Here is a 15,555-nt window from a genome sequence, read left to right as displayed (position 1 = left end):
CGGGCACGATGGCCGGCGTGCGTCCCGTCCCCGTGACCCGATGAGCCGTCGCAAGCAGGCCGAGCCCGTCGTCCCGCCCGGTCCCACGCCCGTCGCCGGCGGCACCGCCGAGCTGCTCGGGGACGCCGACCGCGACGGCTCCTGGGTCCTGATGGTGGACGGGACGCCGCAGTCGCACGTCGACCTCGAGGACCCGACGCACCTGGAGTTCGAGTACGTGCGCCGGATGGGCCACGTGCTCGACCTCGCCGCCGAGGAGGGCCGGCCCATCGACGTCGTCCACCTCGGCGGCGGCGCGCTGACCCTGCCCCGCTACGTCGCGGCGACCCGCCCCGGCTCGCGGCAGCGCGTCGTCGAGCTCGACCAGCCGCTCACCGACCTGGTCCGTGCGCACCTGCCGCTGCCGCGGGACGCCCGCGTCCGGGTGCGCGCCGCCGACGCCCGCGAGGGGCTGGCCGCCCTGCCGGGCGCCAGCGCGGACGTCGTCGTCAGCGACGTCTTCGCCGGGGCCCGCACGCCGGCGCACCTGACCAGCGTCGAGTACGCGCAGGAGGCGCACCGCGTGCTGCGGCCGGGCGGCTCGTTCGTCGTGAACGTCGCCGACGGCCCGCCGCTGCGCTTCGCCCGCCCCCAGGTGGCCACGCTGCGCGCGGTCTTCGCGCACGTCTGCCTGCTGGCCGAGCCGGGCACGCTGCGCGGCCGCCGCTTCGGCAACCTGGTGGCGGTCGCCTCGGACGCCGAGCTGCCGATCCCCGCGCTGGTCCGCCGCTGCGCCGCCGACCCGATGCCCAGCCGCGTGGTCGAGGGCACCGACCTGGACCGCTTCGCCGGCCGGGCCGGGCCGGTGCACGACGCCGACGCGGTCGCCTCCCCCGAGCCCCCGGAGGGCGTCTTCAGCCGCTGAGCGCGGCCTCGAAGGCCGGCAGCGCGCGGTCGTCGAACAGCACGAACCGCATCTCCTGCACGTGCTGGACCGCGGCCGCGCGGACCCCGGCGACCGCCTGGACCGCGGCGTCCTCCAGCGGCCAGCCGTAGACGCCGGCCGAGATCGCCGGGAAGGCCACCGACCGCGCGCCCAGGCCGTCGGCCACGCGCAGGCTCTCGGTGTGGCAGGACCGCAGGACGGCGGAACGGTCCTCGTCGGGCGACCAGATCGGGCCGGCGGTGTGCACCACCCAGCGGGCGGGGAGCCGGCCGGCCGTCGTCGCCACCGCCTGGCCGCGCGGCAGCCGCCCGCCGGGCAGCCGGGCCTTCAGCGCCCGGCACTCCGCCAGGACCTCCGGCCCGCCGGCCGCGTGGATCGCGCCGTCGACCCCGCCGCCACCGAGCAGCCCGGGGTTGGCCGCGTTCACGATGACGTCGACGTCGGCCTGGGTGATGTCGCCGCGGACCGCGCGCAGGAGCACGTGCCGACCGTAGGGTCGGGGACATGACCCCGCCTGCCCGCCTCCCCCTCCGTCGCGACACCCACAACAAGGTCATCGCTGGTGTCTGCGCGGGGATCGCCCGGCGCTACGGCATCTCACGGACCGGTCTGCGCCTGGCGTTCGTGCTCTCCTGCGTGCTGCCCGGCCCGCAGTTCATCGCCTACCTGCTGCTGTGGATCGTGATCCCGAAGGACACCCGGGGCTACTGACCCCGGCGGCTCACCAGCCGCTGCCGCCCCGGCTCAGGCCGCGGACGGCCGGCCGCACGTCGACCAGGTAGACGATCGCGGCGATCACCGCCGGCAGACCGAGGAAGCTCATCGGGCCCATGAGCAGGAGGACCACCAGGGACAGGGCCAGGATGGCCCCCCACGCCGGCTTGGTGAGCTTGCCCGCCGCGACGTAGCCGGCGGCGGGGCGGATGAGGGCGTCAGCCAGGGCCCACACGGTCAGCGCCAGGGTCCCCAGGCTCAGCACGGTGATCAGGAGCCCGTTGAAGCCGCCCAGGAGCCCGTCGAAGCTCAGCATGCCCGGGAGGGTACCCGTGCAGCGGCGCCCGGCCGCGGCGCAGTGACCCTGCGAGCGAGGTCCGGACACGACAGGGCCCCGGAGCGCTGTGCGCAGCTCCGGGGCCCTGGGTCGCGGGCGACGGTCGGTCGCGACCCCGTGGGGTGCTGGACGGCCACTCTCCAGTGGTCCCGCGCCGAGCGTGCGAGGCGTGGGGGGAAGAGTGGTCCTCTCTCAGTCGCGCTTGGTGGTGCGGGCGCGGGTCACCCGGGTGGAGGTGCGGGCCGGGGTGGACTTCTTCGCCGCGGAGGTCGTCTTCGCCGCGGCACGCTTGCGAGCCGGCTTGGGGGCCTCGGGCTCCTCGACCGACTCCAGGGTCGCCTTGGCCGACTCGGCGGCCTCGTGCGTGGCCTCCTCGGCGGAGCCGATGGCCTTCTCCGCCTTCGCCGCCGTCTTCTGCGCGATCGAGGTCACCTCGTTGGAGGCCTCGGCGACCGTCTCGGCGGTCTCCTCGAGCACCTCCTCGAGGGTGTCCTCGACGGCGTCCACCGCGCGCTCGGCGCGGCCGACGACCTTGCGGACGACGGGCTGGCGACGCAGCTCCTCGACGACCTCGGCACCGCGGACGGCGAGGGTCTCGATGGTGGCGACCGTCTGGGTGCGGGCGGTGCTCACCAGCTCGGCCACCGTGCTGGCGACGGCGTCGGGGCGGACGGCGGAGGCGACGTGCTGAGCCGACGTGCGCGCGGTCCGGACGGCCTCCTCGGCGCGGGTGCGGGCCTCCTTGGCGGCCAGGTCGACCTGCACCTGGGCCTCGCCGGGCAGGGCCTCGACGCGCGAGCGCAGGGTGCCGACGACGGCGCGGGTGCGCTCGACGGCCAGGTCGCCGGCGCCGACGGCGGCCAGCAGGACCTGCTTGTTCTGGACGGCGACGGTCTCGCCGTACTCCTTGAGCGTGTGCTTCATGCCGACTCCTTCGCGGAACGTCTGGGGGTGGGGTCAAGGGGGTCTGCCGGGGCGGACGCGCTCGTGGCGTGCTCCCGGACGTAGGTCTCGTAGAGCTCGAGCAGCACGGCCTTGTGCCGCTCGGAGAGCGACGGGTCGGCGCGGATCGCCGCCACGGTGTCCGGGTTGCCGTCGCGGCGGTCGAGGATCCCGGCCTGCTCGTAGAGCGTCTCCGCCGAGATCTTCAGGCCCTTGGCGATCGCGGCGAGGATCTCGGCCGACGGCTTGCGCAGCCCCCGCTCCACCTGCGAGAGGTACGGGTTGCTCACCCCGGCCGTACGGGCGAGCTCGCGGAGGGACACCCGGGCGGCGTTGCGCTGCTCGCGGATGAACTCCCCGACCTGGGAGCCGGTCGCCGAGACCTTGGAGCGCTCGGCGGCCACCGTCTCCGCGACGCTGCTCGCGACCTGGTCGACCACGCCACGGACGGTGGTCACCTGCCCGCGGACGAAGTCGCTCGGGTTCTGCACACCCTGACGCTAGGCCGGGGTGCTAGCTCTTGCAAGCGGAGGAGCTAGCACCCGGCCGTGAAGCTCCTCACACCCGGCGTGTCGGCTCACCCCGGCAGCGCTGCGCCTGCTCGCACCTCTCCGACCACGCCCTCCCCGCCGGGGACCGGCGTCAGCGACCAGGGGGCCAGCTGCTCGGCCGGGACGCCGAGGTACCGCAGACCGGCGCACAGGGCGGGCGTGCGGCCGCGCTCGCCGCCGTCGTCCAGCTTGAGGGCGACCGCGCCACGGCCGGGCAGCGCGGCGACGTGCACGCCGTCGGCACCGCCCTTGACCAGCAGGCCGTCGACGGCGCGCATGAGGTCGGTGTCCTCGCGGCCGGTGCCCGCCACGTACCAGGGGTGCGCCCGCATCGCGTCGGCGACCGCCCGGTCGGACGTGCCGGCCGCGGCCTCGACCAGCGAGGCCACGCCCCGCGCCAGGCCGGTCAGCGGCAGCCCGTGCTGCGGGGCGCCGCAGCCGTCGACGACGACCGCCGCCACCGGCGTGCCCGCGGCCTCTCCGAGCCGGGCCTCGACCGCCTGCTGCACCGGGTGCTCGCGCTCGAGGTAGCCCTCGGTGGGCCAGCCGGCGGCGACGCAGGCCGAGAGCATCGCCGCGTGCTTGCCCGAGCAGTTCATCGCCAGCCGCTCCGGCGCCCGGCCCGCGGCCAGCCAGGCGGCGCGGGTGGCCTCGTGCGCGGGCAGCGCCGGCGGGCAGCCGAGGTCGTCGGGCGAGAGGCCGACGGCGGCGAGCATGCCGGCGACCAGCTCGCGGTGGTCGTCCTCGCCGGAGTGCGAGCCGGCGCCGATGGCCAGCTCCTCCGCCGAGCGCGGCGTCCAGCCGGCGGCCAGCAGCGCAGTGGCCTGCACCGGCTTGTTGGCCGAGCGCGGCAGCACCGGGCGCTCGACGTCGCCGACGGCGGACAGCACCGCGCCGTCGGGACCGACGACGGCCAGCGAGCCGCGGTGGACCGACTCCAGGAAGCCCGAGCGCCACACCTCCACCAGCACCGGGTTCTCCGGCCAGGAGCCCGACCGGGCGGCCCCGTTCAGGGCACCGCCCCGAGCTCGCGAGGGGTGGGGAGAACGGGGTCCTTCGACTTCACCGGCCTTCGTCGGCGAGCAGGGCGGCGACGTCGGCCTCGCCGTTGCGGTACCGGCGGCCCAGCTCCGCGGCCAGCCCGTCCATGACCTGCTGCACGCCGCGGCGACGCTCGGACAACGACCCCTCGGCCACGGCCAGCGCGCGGGCGGCCTGCTCCAGTTCGGCGTCCGACAGCTCGGGGACCGCCGACAGGTCGACGCCGGGGGTCAGCGAGTTGACCCAGCTCTCGTACGCCTCCGGCGCGGCCGGCTGCACGGTCTGGTGCCGGCCGAGGCCGTGGGCCGGGCCGCGGCCCTTCTCGGCGAGGATCTCCGGGAGCAGGTCGACCAGCGAGCGGCCGTCGTGCTCGGCGCGGCGCTGCAGCTCGCGGCGCACGATGTCCAGCCGGCCCTGCAGCAGCCGCCGGGTGTAGGAGAGGTTGACCTCCTCCTGCTCGGCCTGGCGGCGCAGCCGGCGCACGTCGGCCATCGGCCGCTGCACGGCGGCCTCGAGGAAGCCGGGGTCGAGCAGTGCGTCGACGGCGGCGCCGCCGGCGCGGGTCGGTTCGGGGGTCACGGGGCGGGCCTCTCCGGAGGGGCGAGCGGTCACCGGGGGATGGTCCCAGATCGCACGGCCTGGACCCGTTCACGCGCCGCAGCGACCGTGTCGTCGAGCGCGGCCGGGGCGTCGTCGGGGTCGATCGCGGCCCGGGCGCCGGCCACGGTCAGCTCGGCGTCCATCGCCACCGACTGCTTGACCAGTGCCAGCGCCACGACACCGAGCTCGTGGTGGCGGACGACGGAGCCGACCCGGCCGACGTCGCGGGGCCCGAGCTGCACCGGCGTCCCGGCCTCGGGCAGCTGCTCGGCCAGCCCGTCCAGGTGCAGCAGCACCAGCCGCCGCGGCGGGCGGCCGAGGTTGTGCACCCGGGCGACGGTCTCCTGCCCGCGGTAGCAGCCCTTGTCCAGGTGGACGGCGCTGGTCAGCCAGCCGGTCTCGTTGGGGATGGTGCGGTGGTCGGTGTCGACGCCCAGGCGCGGCCGGCGGGCCTCGACCCGCAGCGCCTCGTACGCGTCCACCCCGACAGGCGCGGCCCCGGCGGTGAGCAGGGCGTCGGCGCGGTCGGCCAGCTCGGCGCGCGGCACCAGCAGGTCGACGACGGGCGCGCCGTCCCCGGTCTGCGGCATCCGCCGCACCCACCCGCCGCCGTCCAGGGCGAGCACCGCGTACGGCGCGGCGGGGACGGGGAGCCCGGCGGCGGCGAGCACCGCGTCGCCGCGCGGGCCGACCAGGGACAGCAGCGCCCACGCGTCGGTCACGAGCGCCGGCTCGACGCGGAGCATGAACCGCATCCGCTCCAGGTACGTCTGCAGTGCCGCGCCGGTGCCCGGCTCGACGTCCACCCAGGTGGTGCCGGCGAGCTCGGCGAGGACGAGGTGGTGCTCGACGTGCCCGTTCGGGGAGAGCTCGAGGGCCTCCGCGCCGGCGCCGTCGCCGAGCTGCTCGAGGTGCTGGGTGAGCAGGCTGTGCAGCCAGGTCAGCCGGTCAGGGCCGGGGACGACGAGCACGTCGCGGTCGCTGCGGTCGACCAGGCCGGCGCCCTCGGCGAGCTCACGCTGCTCGCGCAGGGGGCTGCCGTAGTGCGCCGGGACGGACCCGTCCTCCACCGGGACGGCGCCGGGGCGCGAGAGGAGGGGGCTGGGGGTGGACATCAGGACTCCGATCCGGCTCGGTCGCGGCACGCGCGGCACGTGCCCGACAGCGCGACGTGCCCTACGTCCAGCTGGAAACCCAGGTCGGCGGCCAGACGTTCCGCGGCGCCGTCGAGCAGGGCCGGGTCGACCGAGGAGACGTCCCCGCAGCTGGCGCACACGACGTGCAGGTGCGGGTGCTCGGCGGCGTGGTACACCGGCGCGCCCTTGCCGAGGTGGGTGTGCCACACCAGCCCGAGCCGCTCCAGCAGCTCGAGGTTGCGGTAGACCGTCGAGGTGTCCGGCGCCGCGCCGTCCGGGCCGGCCTCCTCGCGCAACCGGGTGGCGATCTCCTCGGGGGTGGCGTGCTCGAGCGCGGCGACCGCGGCAAGCACCCGCTGGCGCTGGGTGGTCAGCCGCAGCCCACGGGCGCGCAGGCGCTCGGCCAGCGGGGCCACGTCGCCGGGGTGCGGGTGCGGGGCGGGCACGGCGTCCAGCCTAGGTCCGTGTCGAACGGACCCGTGGCAGCGGGAGCGCCGGACGAGGGGGTGCTCGGCGAGGCGGGGACTCCGTCAGGATGCGGGCGCCTCGTGCCGTGCCCCCGGAGCGCACATCAACGGCATCGCGCGGCCGACGAGCAGTGCTGCGGTGTCTCGTGAGGGGATCCCGCACCGGGCCCGGCACGGCTCGACGACGTCCGCGCCGTCTGCAACCCGCCCCAGTGACGCAGCGCAGGCGGTCCCTGTGCGGCGGGCTGAGCAGCTCACCCGGATCGGCAGGTTCGGTCAGACCCAGCCGCGGCGACGGTCTGACGTCATGCTGATCTATCGGCCTCGTCGACGAGTTGCGCATGTTCCGCGATCCGGTCGTCATCGGTGGCGGCACGCCGTTCCTGCCCGGTCACCGAAGACGTCGCGCTCGACCTGATCGAGACCAGGATGTTCGGGTCGCGCGTGATCTACGAGCACTACCGGCGCGTCCGCGATGACTCGGACTGACACCTCCAACGGCGCGCTCACCCGATCCGCCGGCGTGTGCCGCAAGCGGATCCCGTGCGGACGCGGTCCGCGGAACCGCAGGACCGGAGCTGCGCAGGGGACGCTGTGCACGAGGGCGAAGGCTCCGACTCGACAGTGGGCGGGCGGCCACGATCGCCCCAGCACCACTGACGATGACGCCGGTGGAGTGCCGCCACACCCCGGCGAGCAGGACGACGAAGCCGGCGGTTCGCACGACGAGGTTCACAGGCCTCGCCTGCCCGAGCATCCAGCGACCGAGCCGGGTCGCGGCGAGCTGGCGCGTCTCTGCGCGCTGGACGAGCAAGCTGCCGAGGATCGACGACCCCAGCAAGGCAGTCACAGCAGCTGGCAATCGGTGGCGCCAGATCAGGTGGAGCCCCACGACGACACCAGTGCTGTCGCAGCACAGTTTGAGTGGATGCGCGTGCTGGACCATGACGCGCTGCATGAATGTCAGGTCCTGGGTGGCCTCCGTACTCAGGTCCAGCGCCGTCATGAGGTCCTCCGTTGCCGGCTCGGATCTGTTCGGGCGATCGGAGACTCGACGACCGAAGTGTTCAGGAACATCGCCCGGCTGCCTCAGTGACCGTCCTCCTGTGAAGTCGTCTGCCGGACGCGTGGATCGATCTGGTCGGGCGCGCGGTCAGAAGGCGCGTACGGCGATGCCGGGATACGCCAGGACCAGGCCGGCCTCGTCGTAGACCAGCTGACAGGAGAAGTCGAAGGCTGGCGCGGTGTAGTCGTAGCGCTGGTGCCCGTGCTGGTCAGTGATCCGTGTGTACTGCTGCTCGAGACGTTCCACGCTCAGGTCCGGAGCTCGTACGTAGGCGGCCGGCGCCTGCGCCGTCGCACCGGTGTGAAGGGCGAGGCGGTGCACCGGCAGGGCGTTGGTCATCGCCGAGGACTCCAGGTCCACATCCAAGCAGCCGTCCAGGTACAGAGCCGGCTCCTCGTCAATCCACCAGCGACCTTCCCCGTCACTCTCGAGCAGTCCCGTGCGCACCCCGGTGGTGGAGCGTCCGGTCACACGAGCACTGCGGGTGCGCCAGCCGACGTCGACCCGGATCTCGTAGTTGACGATCCAGGACTGCCCGTCCTCGACCGCGGTCGTGGCGCCGGTGAGCAGATGACCATCGTCGTGGGGCTGGAAGTAGGCGACCTCGAAGCCGGAGCGGGCGTCCTGGTGAGCCCACGCCGCGCTCCGCGGCGGCGGGAGGAACGGCATGCCGTCACCCTGACCTCGGGAGCCGCAATAGCTCAAGCAACAACCGGACCTTGACCGAGTCATCCCCGCCTGTGTCGCACATGGATCTCCGTTCAGTGGCGGCGCCTTCAGGACTTCGACCTGTCCCTGAAGGTGGCTGATCCGAAAATCTCCCGGGATGTGGATCAGGCTGCGGGGTTGAGGGTGACCGAGTAGCCGAGGGCCTGCAGTTCGCGGATGTGATGACGGGCCTTGCGCTCGGGGTTGTTGCGCGCGGCGTAGTAGTCCGGACCAAGGTCGGTGAACTGGGCCTGCTCGTCGGAGAGCAGCGCCCAGATGATGACCAGGATCGAGCGGCCGATCGCGACGATGGCCCGCTTCTTGCCGCGACGTCGGGCGATCCGCCGATAGCGCTCGCCGAGGAAGGTGTCGGTGCGGGCGGCGCTGACGGCGGCCTCGCCGAGCACCCGGGCCAGGTAGCGGTTGCCCTTGCCGCTGCCTGCTTTGCCCGTGGGGCGGCCGGCGGATTCGTTGACTCCTGGCGCGAATCGAGCCCACGAGGCCAGGTGCGCCGGGGTCGGGAAGCGGGTCATGTCCGTACCGATCTCGGCCAGGATCATCTGCGCGGCGACCGGCCCCACGCCGGGAATCGCATCCAGCTTGGCGACCGCGGATGCCAACTCGCCGACCTGGGCCTCGATGCGGGCCTGCACCGTGGCGATGTCGGCGGTGACCGCATCGACCCGGTGCAGCATCTGGGCCAGCAGGAAGGCGTGGTGGTCGGTGAACCGCCCGGTCAGCGCCTCGGTCAGGCGAGCGGTCTTGGACCGCAGGCTGCCGCGGGCCAGGTTCGCCAGCACCACCGGATCCCGCTCGCCGGCGATGAGCGCGGCCATGATCGCCCGCCCGGAGGCCCCGAACGGATCGCTCACCACGGCCGTCAGCTTGATCAGCGCGTCCTCGAGCAGCTTGTCCACCCGCTGCTTCTCCGCGGTGCGCACGGCCAGCAGATCGACCCGGTAGCGGGTCAGATCGCGCAGGGCCCGGATCTGCGGCGGCGGCACGAAGCTCGGCCGCAGCATCTGCCGCTCGGCGACCTTGCACAGCCAGACCGCATCCAGCCGGTCGGTCTTCGGCCGGCCCGGCAGGTGCTTGACGTCGTGCGCGTTGACCAGCCAGGTCTCGAAGCGGTCCTCCAGCAGGTAGAACGGCGCCCGCCAGTAGTCGCTGGTCGCCTCCATCACCACTCGGCTCACCCCGAGCTCGGCCAGCCAGTCGCCCAGCCCCAGCAGTGCGGCGGTCATCGTGGAGACGGTGCGGACCTCCTGCATCCGCTGCCGGCCCGGGCCGGGCACCCGGGCGCAGCACACCACCTCGGCCTTGGCCACGTCGAGAGCGGCGACCCGCTCGATGATCTCGGGCTCGTCGGTGTCGACCCGCATCGCCCTCGCCCCCTTGACCCTGATCCGGAGGCGGCCACCCGTGGGAGCTGCAGGGAAGGGCGAATCTGATCCTCGTGCTCGAAGCACACGCAACGGCCCACAGCGCAGCTCCCGGCGCCCGACTTCAGACCGGCCTCGAACGACCAAGCCACCACGACGTCGACGGGCGGCCGCGCACCATTTTCAGCCCGGAACGGCACTCCCCGACAGGGGACACCCAGGACTTCAGGGACGTCTGAGTTCGCCAGCCAGGTGTGGCTTGGGGGAAGGGGCGTCCCCTGTCACACTCCGCGACGACCGACGGCCGGAGGCCGGACGAGATGCCTGCCGGCCCTGACCGACGGAGGGGATTTGATGACCCCCACACTGGTCCTCGTCCACGGCGCCTGGCACGGCTCCTGGTGCTGGGAGCCGCTCGCTGACGCGCTCGGCGACGTGCCGGTTCAGACCATCGACCTGCCCAGTGCGGGGAACAACCCGGCCGCACTGGGCGACCTGTACGCCGACGCGGCGGCGGTCCGGTCGGTGCTGTCCAGCATCGGCGGGCCGACCGTCGTCCTGGGCCACTCCTATGGCGGAGTGGTGATCACCGAGGCAGTCACCGCCGACAGCGGCGTCGCGCACCTGATTTATCTCTGCGCCTTCCTCCTGGACGAGGGCGAGTCGCTGGCGGGCGCGGTCGGCGGCACCGTACCTCCGTGGCAGGACGTGCGTGGCGACCACGTACTGGTGAAGACGCCGGCGGAAATCTTCTACAACGGCGTCTCCCCTGAGCTGACCGCGCGGTCGGTGGTCCGCGTCTCGGCGCACTCGCTGGCCGCCTTCCAGCAGCCGCTGACGAACGCCGGGTGGAAGGCGGTGCCCAGCACGTACGTGATCTGCGAGCAGGACCAGGCGATTCCCCCGTTCGCGCAGGAAGCGATGGCCCAGCGGGCCGGCGAGGTGCTTCGGATGGACACCGGGCACTCGCCGTTCCTGTCGCAGCCCGAGGCGCTCGCCGGGCTGCTGCGGCCGATCCTCGACCGGGCGGGGTGACCGCCGGCTAGCCGGGCACTCAGTGAGCGCCCGCACCGCCTGCACGGCAGGCGCGACCGCAGCATGTCCCAGAGTGGGCCGCTATGGGCCACTTGCTTCACGGCTTTCGCCGATGACACGCAGCCCTGCCCCGCAAGGCGACGGTGAGCGGGACGGTGGAGTACGTCGCAGCGGGAGCGGATACGTGCTGCGGAGGTGCTCCGATGACGCAGGAGCCGTACACGGGACTGGCCACGGCCTTCGGGGCCGCCGAGCTGTACCAGCGCGCACGGGCCGGCCTCGACGACGGCTGCGTCAGCCGATCCGCTCGGCCAGGGACACGACGATCCCCTCCGGTCCGCGCACGTAGGCCATGCGCCAGGCGTGCTCGTACTCTCCGATGCCGCCGACCAGGCCGTAGCCCTCGCCGGCCAGTCGGTCGAAGGCCGCCTGGAGGTCGTCGACCTCGAAGGTCACGTTGCGCAGCCCCAGTTCGTTCGCCATCGCGGCGGGCGATCCCGGCTCGTGGTCGGGCCGGACGAAGCTCGACAGCTCCAGCCGGGTACCTCTATCCGGCGGCCGCAGCATGACGATCTCGGTGCGGGAGTCGGGGATGCCGCAGACGGTGTCCAGGAACTCGCCCTCGACGATCGTCCGCCCTTCGACCTCGAGACCCAGCCCGACGAAGAACGCCGTCACCGTGTCGAGATCCGCGACCGTGATGCCGACGTGGTCGAAGCGTCAGATGTGTGACATGAGTGGATCATCCGGTGCGCGTCTCCCGGTCCGACCCAGGGGTGGACCCGTCCGGTCCCCTGCCCGGTGGAGGAGCGTCACGTGGACGGGCGCGATCGCCCGTGAGCGGCTCGGCGCCGAGCCGGTCCGGGACAGTGACCGGCTCGTGGCTGACCGACTCATCACCAGAGGGGCTCGCGGGGGTCACTGTTGTCCGTTCTCGGTGGTCCGGGCGAGGGCGCCGAGACCGGCGAGCAGGTCGGCGTAGCCGGCCACCGGGATGCCGTCCACCGTGGCGTCGGGCCGCCCGGTGACGCCGTCGATCGCGCCCGCCGCGGTGGCGGCCCCGAGCACGCGCGCGTCGACCTGCGGGTCCAGCAGCGCGACCAGGGCGTCGCGGTGCCCGGGGACCAGCCGCGCCAGCGCGGCGACCAGCCCGGAGCAGCCCCAGTTGGAGGTGCCGGCGACGACGAGCGCGTCCACGGGCACCCGGCAGGCGATCCGGTCGCCGTGCGCGATGCAGGCGGCGACGACATCGGCCGGGACGTTGCCCATGCCGATCTCGTTGCCGCCGTCGCCGACCGCCCCGGTGACCAGGCCCGGCAGGTCGAAGGCCGCGTGCAGCGGCGCGGTCGACTCCGTGACGTCGAAGCCGCGCATGGTCAGCACCCGCCCGTCGACGTTCGGCCCCAGCCGCTCCACCGCGACCAGGTGGGAGAGGCCGAGCGCGGCCACCCGGGCCCGCACCTGTGCCTCGTCCGCGGACGCCGGCAGCACCTCCGGGTGCCCGGCCCCGAGCACGTCCAGGCAGGCGGCGGTCACCTGCGCGCACGGCTCGTCGGTGAGCACCACCGGTCCGGCGCCGAGCGTGGCCAGCGCGGCGGCCAGGATGGCAGTGCCCACCGGCCCGTCGGTCTCGGCCGCCGGCCTGGGCGCCCAGGCGATGTGCACCCCGGTGACCAGGCCGACCCGGCTGCCGGCGCGCCCCGCGGCGGCGAGCTCCGCGGCCAGCCGGGCGAGCTGCCCGGGGACGGCGGCGGCCAGCCCGGTGACGTCGCGGGCGCCGGGGCGCAGCAGCGCGCGCTCGACGTCCGCGAGCGCGCGGCTCACCGCACCGGCGGGCGGGCCTCCGCGAGCACCCGCTGCAGCGAGGCGAGGTACCGGTCGGGCACCGAGTGCTCGCCGCGCGGCGGCAGGAAGCCCTCGACGGTGGCGCCGGTGACCGCGGCGAACGAAGCCGCCTCCTCGCCCAGCGCACGGACGACGGCGTGCCCGCCCCAGGCCGTGCTCTGCGCCAGGTGCGCCATCGCGGCGGCGCTCTCGGCCCGCTCTCCCACGCAGTCGAACGGCTTCTCGGTCGCCCACAGTCTCCGGAAGCCGCCGACGAGGGAGAGGTCGGCCAGCGGGTCGCCGCCGAACATCGCCTGCGCCTCCTCCGGGGTCAGGAAGACCGCGAAGCAGAGGAAGGTGAACAGGCACTTGTCGCAGTGCAGGCACCAGCGCTGCGTGGCCTCCCCGCCCATGTGCGCCTGCGTGTAGCTGCGGTTGCAGCTGAGGATCTCGCCGCGCAGGTCCGGCAGGTTCGCCACCGCGGCGACCGTGGCCAGCTCCGAGAGCTGCCGGGTCAGGCTGAAGTAGCCCACGCCCACCTCGGCCGCCGCCGCGGCGAAGAGCCGCTCGAACTCGTAGGACTTCGAGTACTGGTGGTTCACCCGCGCGCCGTTGACCGTCAGGGTCTCCTCGTCGGCCGACCGCTCGTTGGCGAAGACGACCGGGTCGCACCCGCCGAGGACGGCGACCAGCGTGGAGATCGCCGAGTTGATCGCGGTGACCGGCACGTGCCCGTTGAGGCCCCCGGCCCGCGTGCGCTCACCCAGCAGCGGGTCCAGCCGGCGGCGGACGCCGATGAGCGGCACCCCCGCGGCCCGGGCCACGTCGCGCTGGGCGTCGGTCGGGTTGACCGCGAGTGCGGTGGCCGGGGTGACCACGACCAGCGCCAGGGCGGAGTCCTTGCCGCCCCCGACCGGCAGCAGCGCCTGGCGTCCGCCGCCCTCCACCGGCGCGGGGAGGTCGTCGGTCGTCTCCAGGTCGAAGGCGACCTCGTGCGGCACCGGCAGCCGGTTGACCGCGGCGAACTCGCCCAGCCCGTGCGTGTACGCGGCCTCGGCGACGGCGGCCTGGGCCTTGGTCACCGGCCGCTCGACGACGACCCGACCCGGCGCCCGCAGCTTGTAGTAGCTGGTGCCCATGACCAGGTGGACCAGGTCCAGCGCGGCGTCCACCCGCGCCGGGTCGGCACCGCCCAGCAGGTCCGTGTCCAGCGCGAGCCGCTCGGTGAACTCGTCACCGGCCAGCCGGTAGGTGAAGGCGGCCTCGCCCGTGGCGGGGTCGAGGGAGCGGCCGGCGACGACGAAGGCGTCAGCCACGGCCTGCCCCTCAGACACGCGACGCGCCGGCGTCGAGGAGGATCTGCTCATAGGTGCGTGCCAACTCCTCGTAGTTGCGGAAGCGGTTGTAGCTGGGCGCGCCCGGCGAGAGCAGCACCAGCCCGCCGGGTCGGGCGGTGCGGAGCGCCTCGGCGACGGCGTCGGCCAGGGAGCCGGTCTCGGTGACCGGCGCGTCGACGCCCGCGGCGGCCGCGGCGGCGCGGATGTCGGCGGCGAAGCGGGCGCCGGTGTCCGGGATCGTCAGCACCTGCACCGTGCCGGCGCGGGCGACGACCGCGGCGGCCAGGTCGGTGTAGTCCAGCCCGCGGTCCTGCCCGCCGGCGATGAGCGTGACCTGCTGCCCGGCGAAGGCGTCGATCGCGGCACGCACCGACACCGGGGTGGTGCTCAGCGCGTCGTCGACGAACGTGACGCCGTTCCGCGTGGCCACCGGCGAGAGCCGGTGCGGCAGCGCCCGGAAGTCGGCGACGGCGGCGCGGACGGCCTCGGCGGACCGGTCGAGGTCCACGCCCATCCGCACGCAGGCGGCCAGCGCGACGTGCAGGTTGGCGACGTTGTGCACGCCCGAGAGGCGCTCGAGCGGGAAGCCGGCCAGCCGCGCCTGGGGCACGACGTCGGCCGGGTCGACCAGCACCGCCGGGTCGAGGTGCTGCTCGGCGACCGGCCGGGCCTGGGGGCTGACGACCACCGAGCCCGACCCGCAGGCGGCGAAGACGTGCAGCTTGTCGCGGTAGTACGTCTCGACGTCGCCGTGCCAGTCCAGGTGCTCGGGGGCCAGCGAGGTGACCGCGCCCCAGCCGGACCAGCCCTCGACCGCGGCCGCCTGGTAGCTGGAGACCTCGACGACCAGCGGGGGGGCAGGCGGAGAACCGGTCACGACCCCGTCCAGGAGGACGTCGAGCAGCGGGGTGCCGATGTTGCCGGCGTGCACCGCCGGCCGGCCGGCCGCGGTCAGCACGACGGCGGCCAGCGCGCTGGTCGTGCTCTTGCCCTTGGTGCCGGTGACGCAGAGCGTCGGCACGTCGCGGGCGGCGAACTCGGCCAGGGCCACGCCGGTGCCGGAGGTGAGGGTGGTCCGGGCGGCCAGCGCGCGGGCGTCCTCGCGGTAGGGGCTGATGCCCGGCGAGCGGAACACCACGTCGCAGCGGGCGAGCTCGGCGACGTCGCTGCCGGCCTGCACGCCCGGCGGCAGGTCCACCGGCGGGACGGCGTCGACGACCACGACCCCCGCCGCACCGGCGGTCAGCGCGGCGCGCACCGCGGCGCGGCCCTCGCGTCCGTGACCCCAGACGCCGACCCGGCGCCCGGCCAGCTCGGTGAGCCTCACCGGCCGCTCCCGGACGGTCGTGCAGCGCGGTGGGTCACGGCGCCCACTGTACGGAGCGGGGGTCCGCGGGACGGCGCCCGCGGCGGGTCGCCGGTAAGGTCGTCGGACAGGTGCGCCGGGAAGTCTGGTCGGCAGGTCCTGAGTCGACGACCCCTCTGGAGCC

At 74.5% G+C, this 15,555-nt stretch carries 17 protein-coding genes and 1 pseudogene; 4 read left to right on the top strand and 14 right to left on the bottom strand.

Annotated features, from left to right (window positions below):
* Positions 1 to 40 precede the first annotated feature (40 nt).
* Positions 41 to 904 carry a spermidine synthase gene (locus ACWIX7_RS15640; protein WP_448617370.1) on the top strand — a complete coding sequence of 288 codons (864 nt, stop codon included), beginning with the start codon at positions 41 to 43 and terminating at the stop codon, positions 902 to 904.
* Here ACWIX7_RS15640 and ACWIX7_RS15635 read toward each other — a convergent pair.
* Positions 894 to 1,406 carry an O-acetyl-ADP-ribose deacetylase gene (locus ACWIX7_RS15635; protein WP_448617369.1) on the bottom strand — a complete coding sequence of 171 codons (513 nt, stop codon included), beginning with the start codon at positions 1,404 to 1,406 and terminating at the stop codon, positions 894 to 896. The genes ACWIX7_RS15640 and ACWIX7_RS15635 overlap by 11 nt on opposite strands.
* 23 nt (positions 1,407 to 1,429) lie before the next feature.
* On the opposite strand from ACWIX7_RS15635, the gene ACWIX7_RS15630 reads away from it, so the two are divergent.
* Positions 1,430 to 1,636 carry a PspC domain-containing protein gene (locus ACWIX7_RS15630; protein ID WP_448617368.1) on the top strand — a complete coding sequence of 69 codons (207 nt, stop codon included), beginning with the start codon at positions 1,430 to 1,432 and terminating at the stop codon, positions 1,634 to 1,636.
* Between the two features lie 10 nt (positions 1,637 to 1,646).
* Here ACWIX7_RS15630 and ACWIX7_RS15625 read toward each other — a convergent pair whose 3' ends face one another.
* The 7 genes from ACWIX7_RS15625 to ACWIX7_RS15595 all read right to left on the bottom strand — a co-directional run bounded on the left by ACWIX7_RS15625 (position 1,647) and on the right by ACWIX7_RS15595 (position 6,692).
* The gene (locus tag ACWIX7_RS15625) at positions 1,647 to 1,955 is read right to left on the bottom strand and encodes a DUF2516 family protein (RefSeq protein WP_448617367.1); all 309 of its coding nucleotides are present in this window, start codon (positions 1,953 to 1,955) and stop codon (positions 1,647 to 1,649) included.
* A gap of 213 nt (positions 1,956 to 2,168) precedes the next feature.
* Positions 2,169 to 2,900, bottom strand: coding sequence for a hypothetical protein (locus ACWIX7_RS15620; RefSeq protein ID WP_448617366.1), 732 nt, complete (start codon positions 2,898 to 2,900; stop codon positions 2,169 to 2,171).
* Complete coding sequence (locus ACWIX7_RS15615) at positions 2,897 to 3,409, bottom strand: helix-turn-helix domain-containing protein (RefSeq protein ID WP_448617365.1); 513 nt, start codon at positions 3,407 to 3,409, stop codon at positions 2,897 to 2,899. Before ACWIX7_RS15615 ends, ACWIX7_RS15620 begins: the two co-directional genes overlap by 4 nt.
* Positions 3,410 to 3,495: 86 nt before the next feature.
* The gene (locus ACWIX7_RS15610; RefSeq protein ID WP_448617364.1) at positions 3,496 to 4,440 is read right to left on the bottom strand and encodes an asparaginase; all 945 of its coding nucleotides are present in this window, start codon (positions 4,438 to 4,440) and stop codon (positions 3,496 to 3,498) included.
* A gap of 91 nt (positions 4,441 to 4,531) precedes the next feature.
* Entirely contained in the window at positions 4,532 to 5,089 is a 558-nt protein-coding gene (locus tag ACWIX7_RS15605; protein WP_448617363.1) for an RsiG family protein, read from the bottom strand.
* A 29-nt stretch (positions 5,090 to 5,118) separates the two neighbouring features.
* Positions 5,119 to 6,225 carry a CAF17-like 4Fe-4S cluster assembly/insertion protein YgfZ gene (gene ygfZ / locus ACWIX7_RS15600; protein ID WP_448617362.1) on the bottom strand — a complete coding sequence of 369 codons (1,107 nt, stop codon included), beginning with the start codon at positions 6,223 to 6,225 and terminating at the stop codon, positions 5,119 to 5,121.
* Positions 6,225 to 6,692, bottom strand: coding sequence for a Fur family transcriptional regulator (locus tag ACWIX7_RS15595; RefSeq protein WP_448617361.1), 468 nt, complete (start codon positions 6,690 to 6,692; stop codon positions 6,225 to 6,227). The genes ygfZ and ACWIX7_RS15595 overlap by 1 nt, the downstream gene beginning before the upstream one ends.
* A 387-nt stretch (positions 6,693 to 7,079) precedes the next feature.
* Here ACWIX7_RS15595 and ACWIX7_RS15590 point away from each other — a divergent pair, with 387 nt between their 5' ends.
* Positions 7,080 to 7,202 carry a hypothetical protein gene (locus ACWIX7_RS15590; RefSeq protein ID WP_448617360.1) on the top strand — a complete coding sequence of 41 codons (123 nt, stop codon included), beginning with the start codon at positions 7,080 to 7,082 and terminating at the stop codon, positions 7,200 to 7,202.
* Between the two features lie 664 nt (positions 7,203 to 7,866).
* Here ACWIX7_RS15590 and ACWIX7_RS15585 read toward each other — a convergent pair.
* Positions 7,867 to 8,448, bottom strand: a complete 582-nt coding sequence (locus ACWIX7_RS15585; RefSeq protein WP_448617359.1) for a putative glycolipid-binding domain-containing protein — start codon at positions 8,446 to 8,448, stop codon at positions 7,867 to 7,869.
* A gap of 164 nt (positions 8,449 to 8,612) precedes the next feature.
* Complete coding sequence (locus ACWIX7_RS15580; protein WP_448617358.1) at positions 8,613 to 9,869, bottom strand: IS110 family transposase; 1,257 nt, start codon at positions 9,867 to 9,869, stop codon at positions 8,613 to 8,615.
* A gap of 354 nt (positions 9,870 to 10,223) precedes the next feature.
* On the opposite strand from ACWIX7_RS15580, the gene ACWIX7_RS15575 reads away from it, so the two are divergent.
* A complete protein-coding gene (locus tag ACWIX7_RS15575) occupies positions 10,224 to 10,904 on the top strand; it encodes an alpha/beta hydrolase (protein ID WP_448617357.1) in 681 nt (226 codons plus the stop codon).
* Between the two features lie 294 nt (positions 10,905 to 11,198).
* On the opposite strand, the pseudogene ACWIX7_RS15570 reads toward ACWIX7_RS15575, so the two are convergent.
* From ACWIX7_RS15570 to murD, 4 genes and pseudogenes are all read right to left on the bottom strand, one after another.
* Positions 11,199 to 11,612 (bottom strand): annotated as a pseudogene (locus ACWIX7_RS15570) (VOC family protein); the annotation flags it as partial.
* Between the two features lie 210 nt (positions 11,613 to 11,822).
* Complete coding sequence (locus ACWIX7_RS15565; protein ID WP_448617356.1) at positions 11,823 to 12,728, bottom strand: glutamate cyclase domain-containing protein; 906 nt, start codon at positions 12,726 to 12,728, stop codon at positions 11,823 to 11,825.
* The gene (locus tag ACWIX7_RS15560; protein WP_448617355.1) at positions 12,725 to 14,044 is read right to left on the bottom strand and encodes a hypothetical protein; all 1,320 of its coding nucleotides are present in this window, start codon (positions 14,042 to 14,044) and stop codon (positions 12,725 to 12,727) included. Before ACWIX7_RS15560 ends, ACWIX7_RS15565 begins: the two co-directional genes overlap by 4 nt.
* 10 nt (positions 14,045 to 14,054) lie before the next feature.
* Positions 14,055 to 15,392, bottom strand: coding sequence for a UDP-N-acetylmuramoyl-L-alanine--D-glutamate ligase (murD, locus tag ACWIX7_RS15555; RefSeq protein WP_448617354.1), 1,338 nt, complete (start codon positions 15,390 to 15,392; stop codon positions 14,055 to 14,057).
* Positions 15,393 to 15,555: the final 163 nt, after the last annotated feature.

The organism is Geodermatophilus sp. URMC 65 (genome assembly GCF_053502545.1).
The sequence above is the reverse complement of the archived record's forward strand: the minus strand, read 5'-3'. Positions and strand labels throughout refer to the sequence as shown.

Coding starts and splice junctions, on each gene's coding strand:
- ACWIX7_RS15640 (WP_448617370.1), top strand. CDS start 41: ATGAGCCGTCGCAAGCAGGCCGAGCCCGTCGTCCCGCCCGGTCCCACG.
- ACWIX7_RS15580 (WP_448617358.1), bottom strand. CDS start 9,869: ATGCGGGTCGACACCGACGAGCCCGAGATCATCGAGCGGGTCGCCGCT.
- ACWIX7_RS15585 (WP_448617359.1), bottom strand. CDS start 8,448: ATGCCGTTCCTCCCGCCGCCGCGGAGCGCGGCGTGGGCTCACCAGGAC.
- ygfZ (WP_448617362.1), bottom strand. CDS start 6,225: ATGTCCACCCCCAGCCCCCTCCTCTCGCGCCCCGGCGCCGTCCCGGTG.
- ACWIX7_RS15620 (WP_448617366.1), bottom strand. CDS start 2,900: ATGAAGCACACGCTCAAGGAGTACGGCGAGACCGTCGCCGTCCAGAAC.
- ACWIX7_RS15575 (WP_448617357.1), top strand. CDS start 10,224: ATGACCCCCACACTGGTCCTCGTCCACGGCGCCTGGCACGGCTCCTGG.
- ACWIX7_RS15625 (WP_448617367.1), bottom strand. CDS start 1,955: ATGCTGAGCTTCGACGGGCTCCTGGGCGGCTTCAACGGGCTCCTGATC.
- ACWIX7_RS15630 (WP_448617368.1), top strand. CDS start 1,430: ATGACCCCGCCTGCCCGCCTCCCCCTCCGTCGCGACACCCACAACAAG.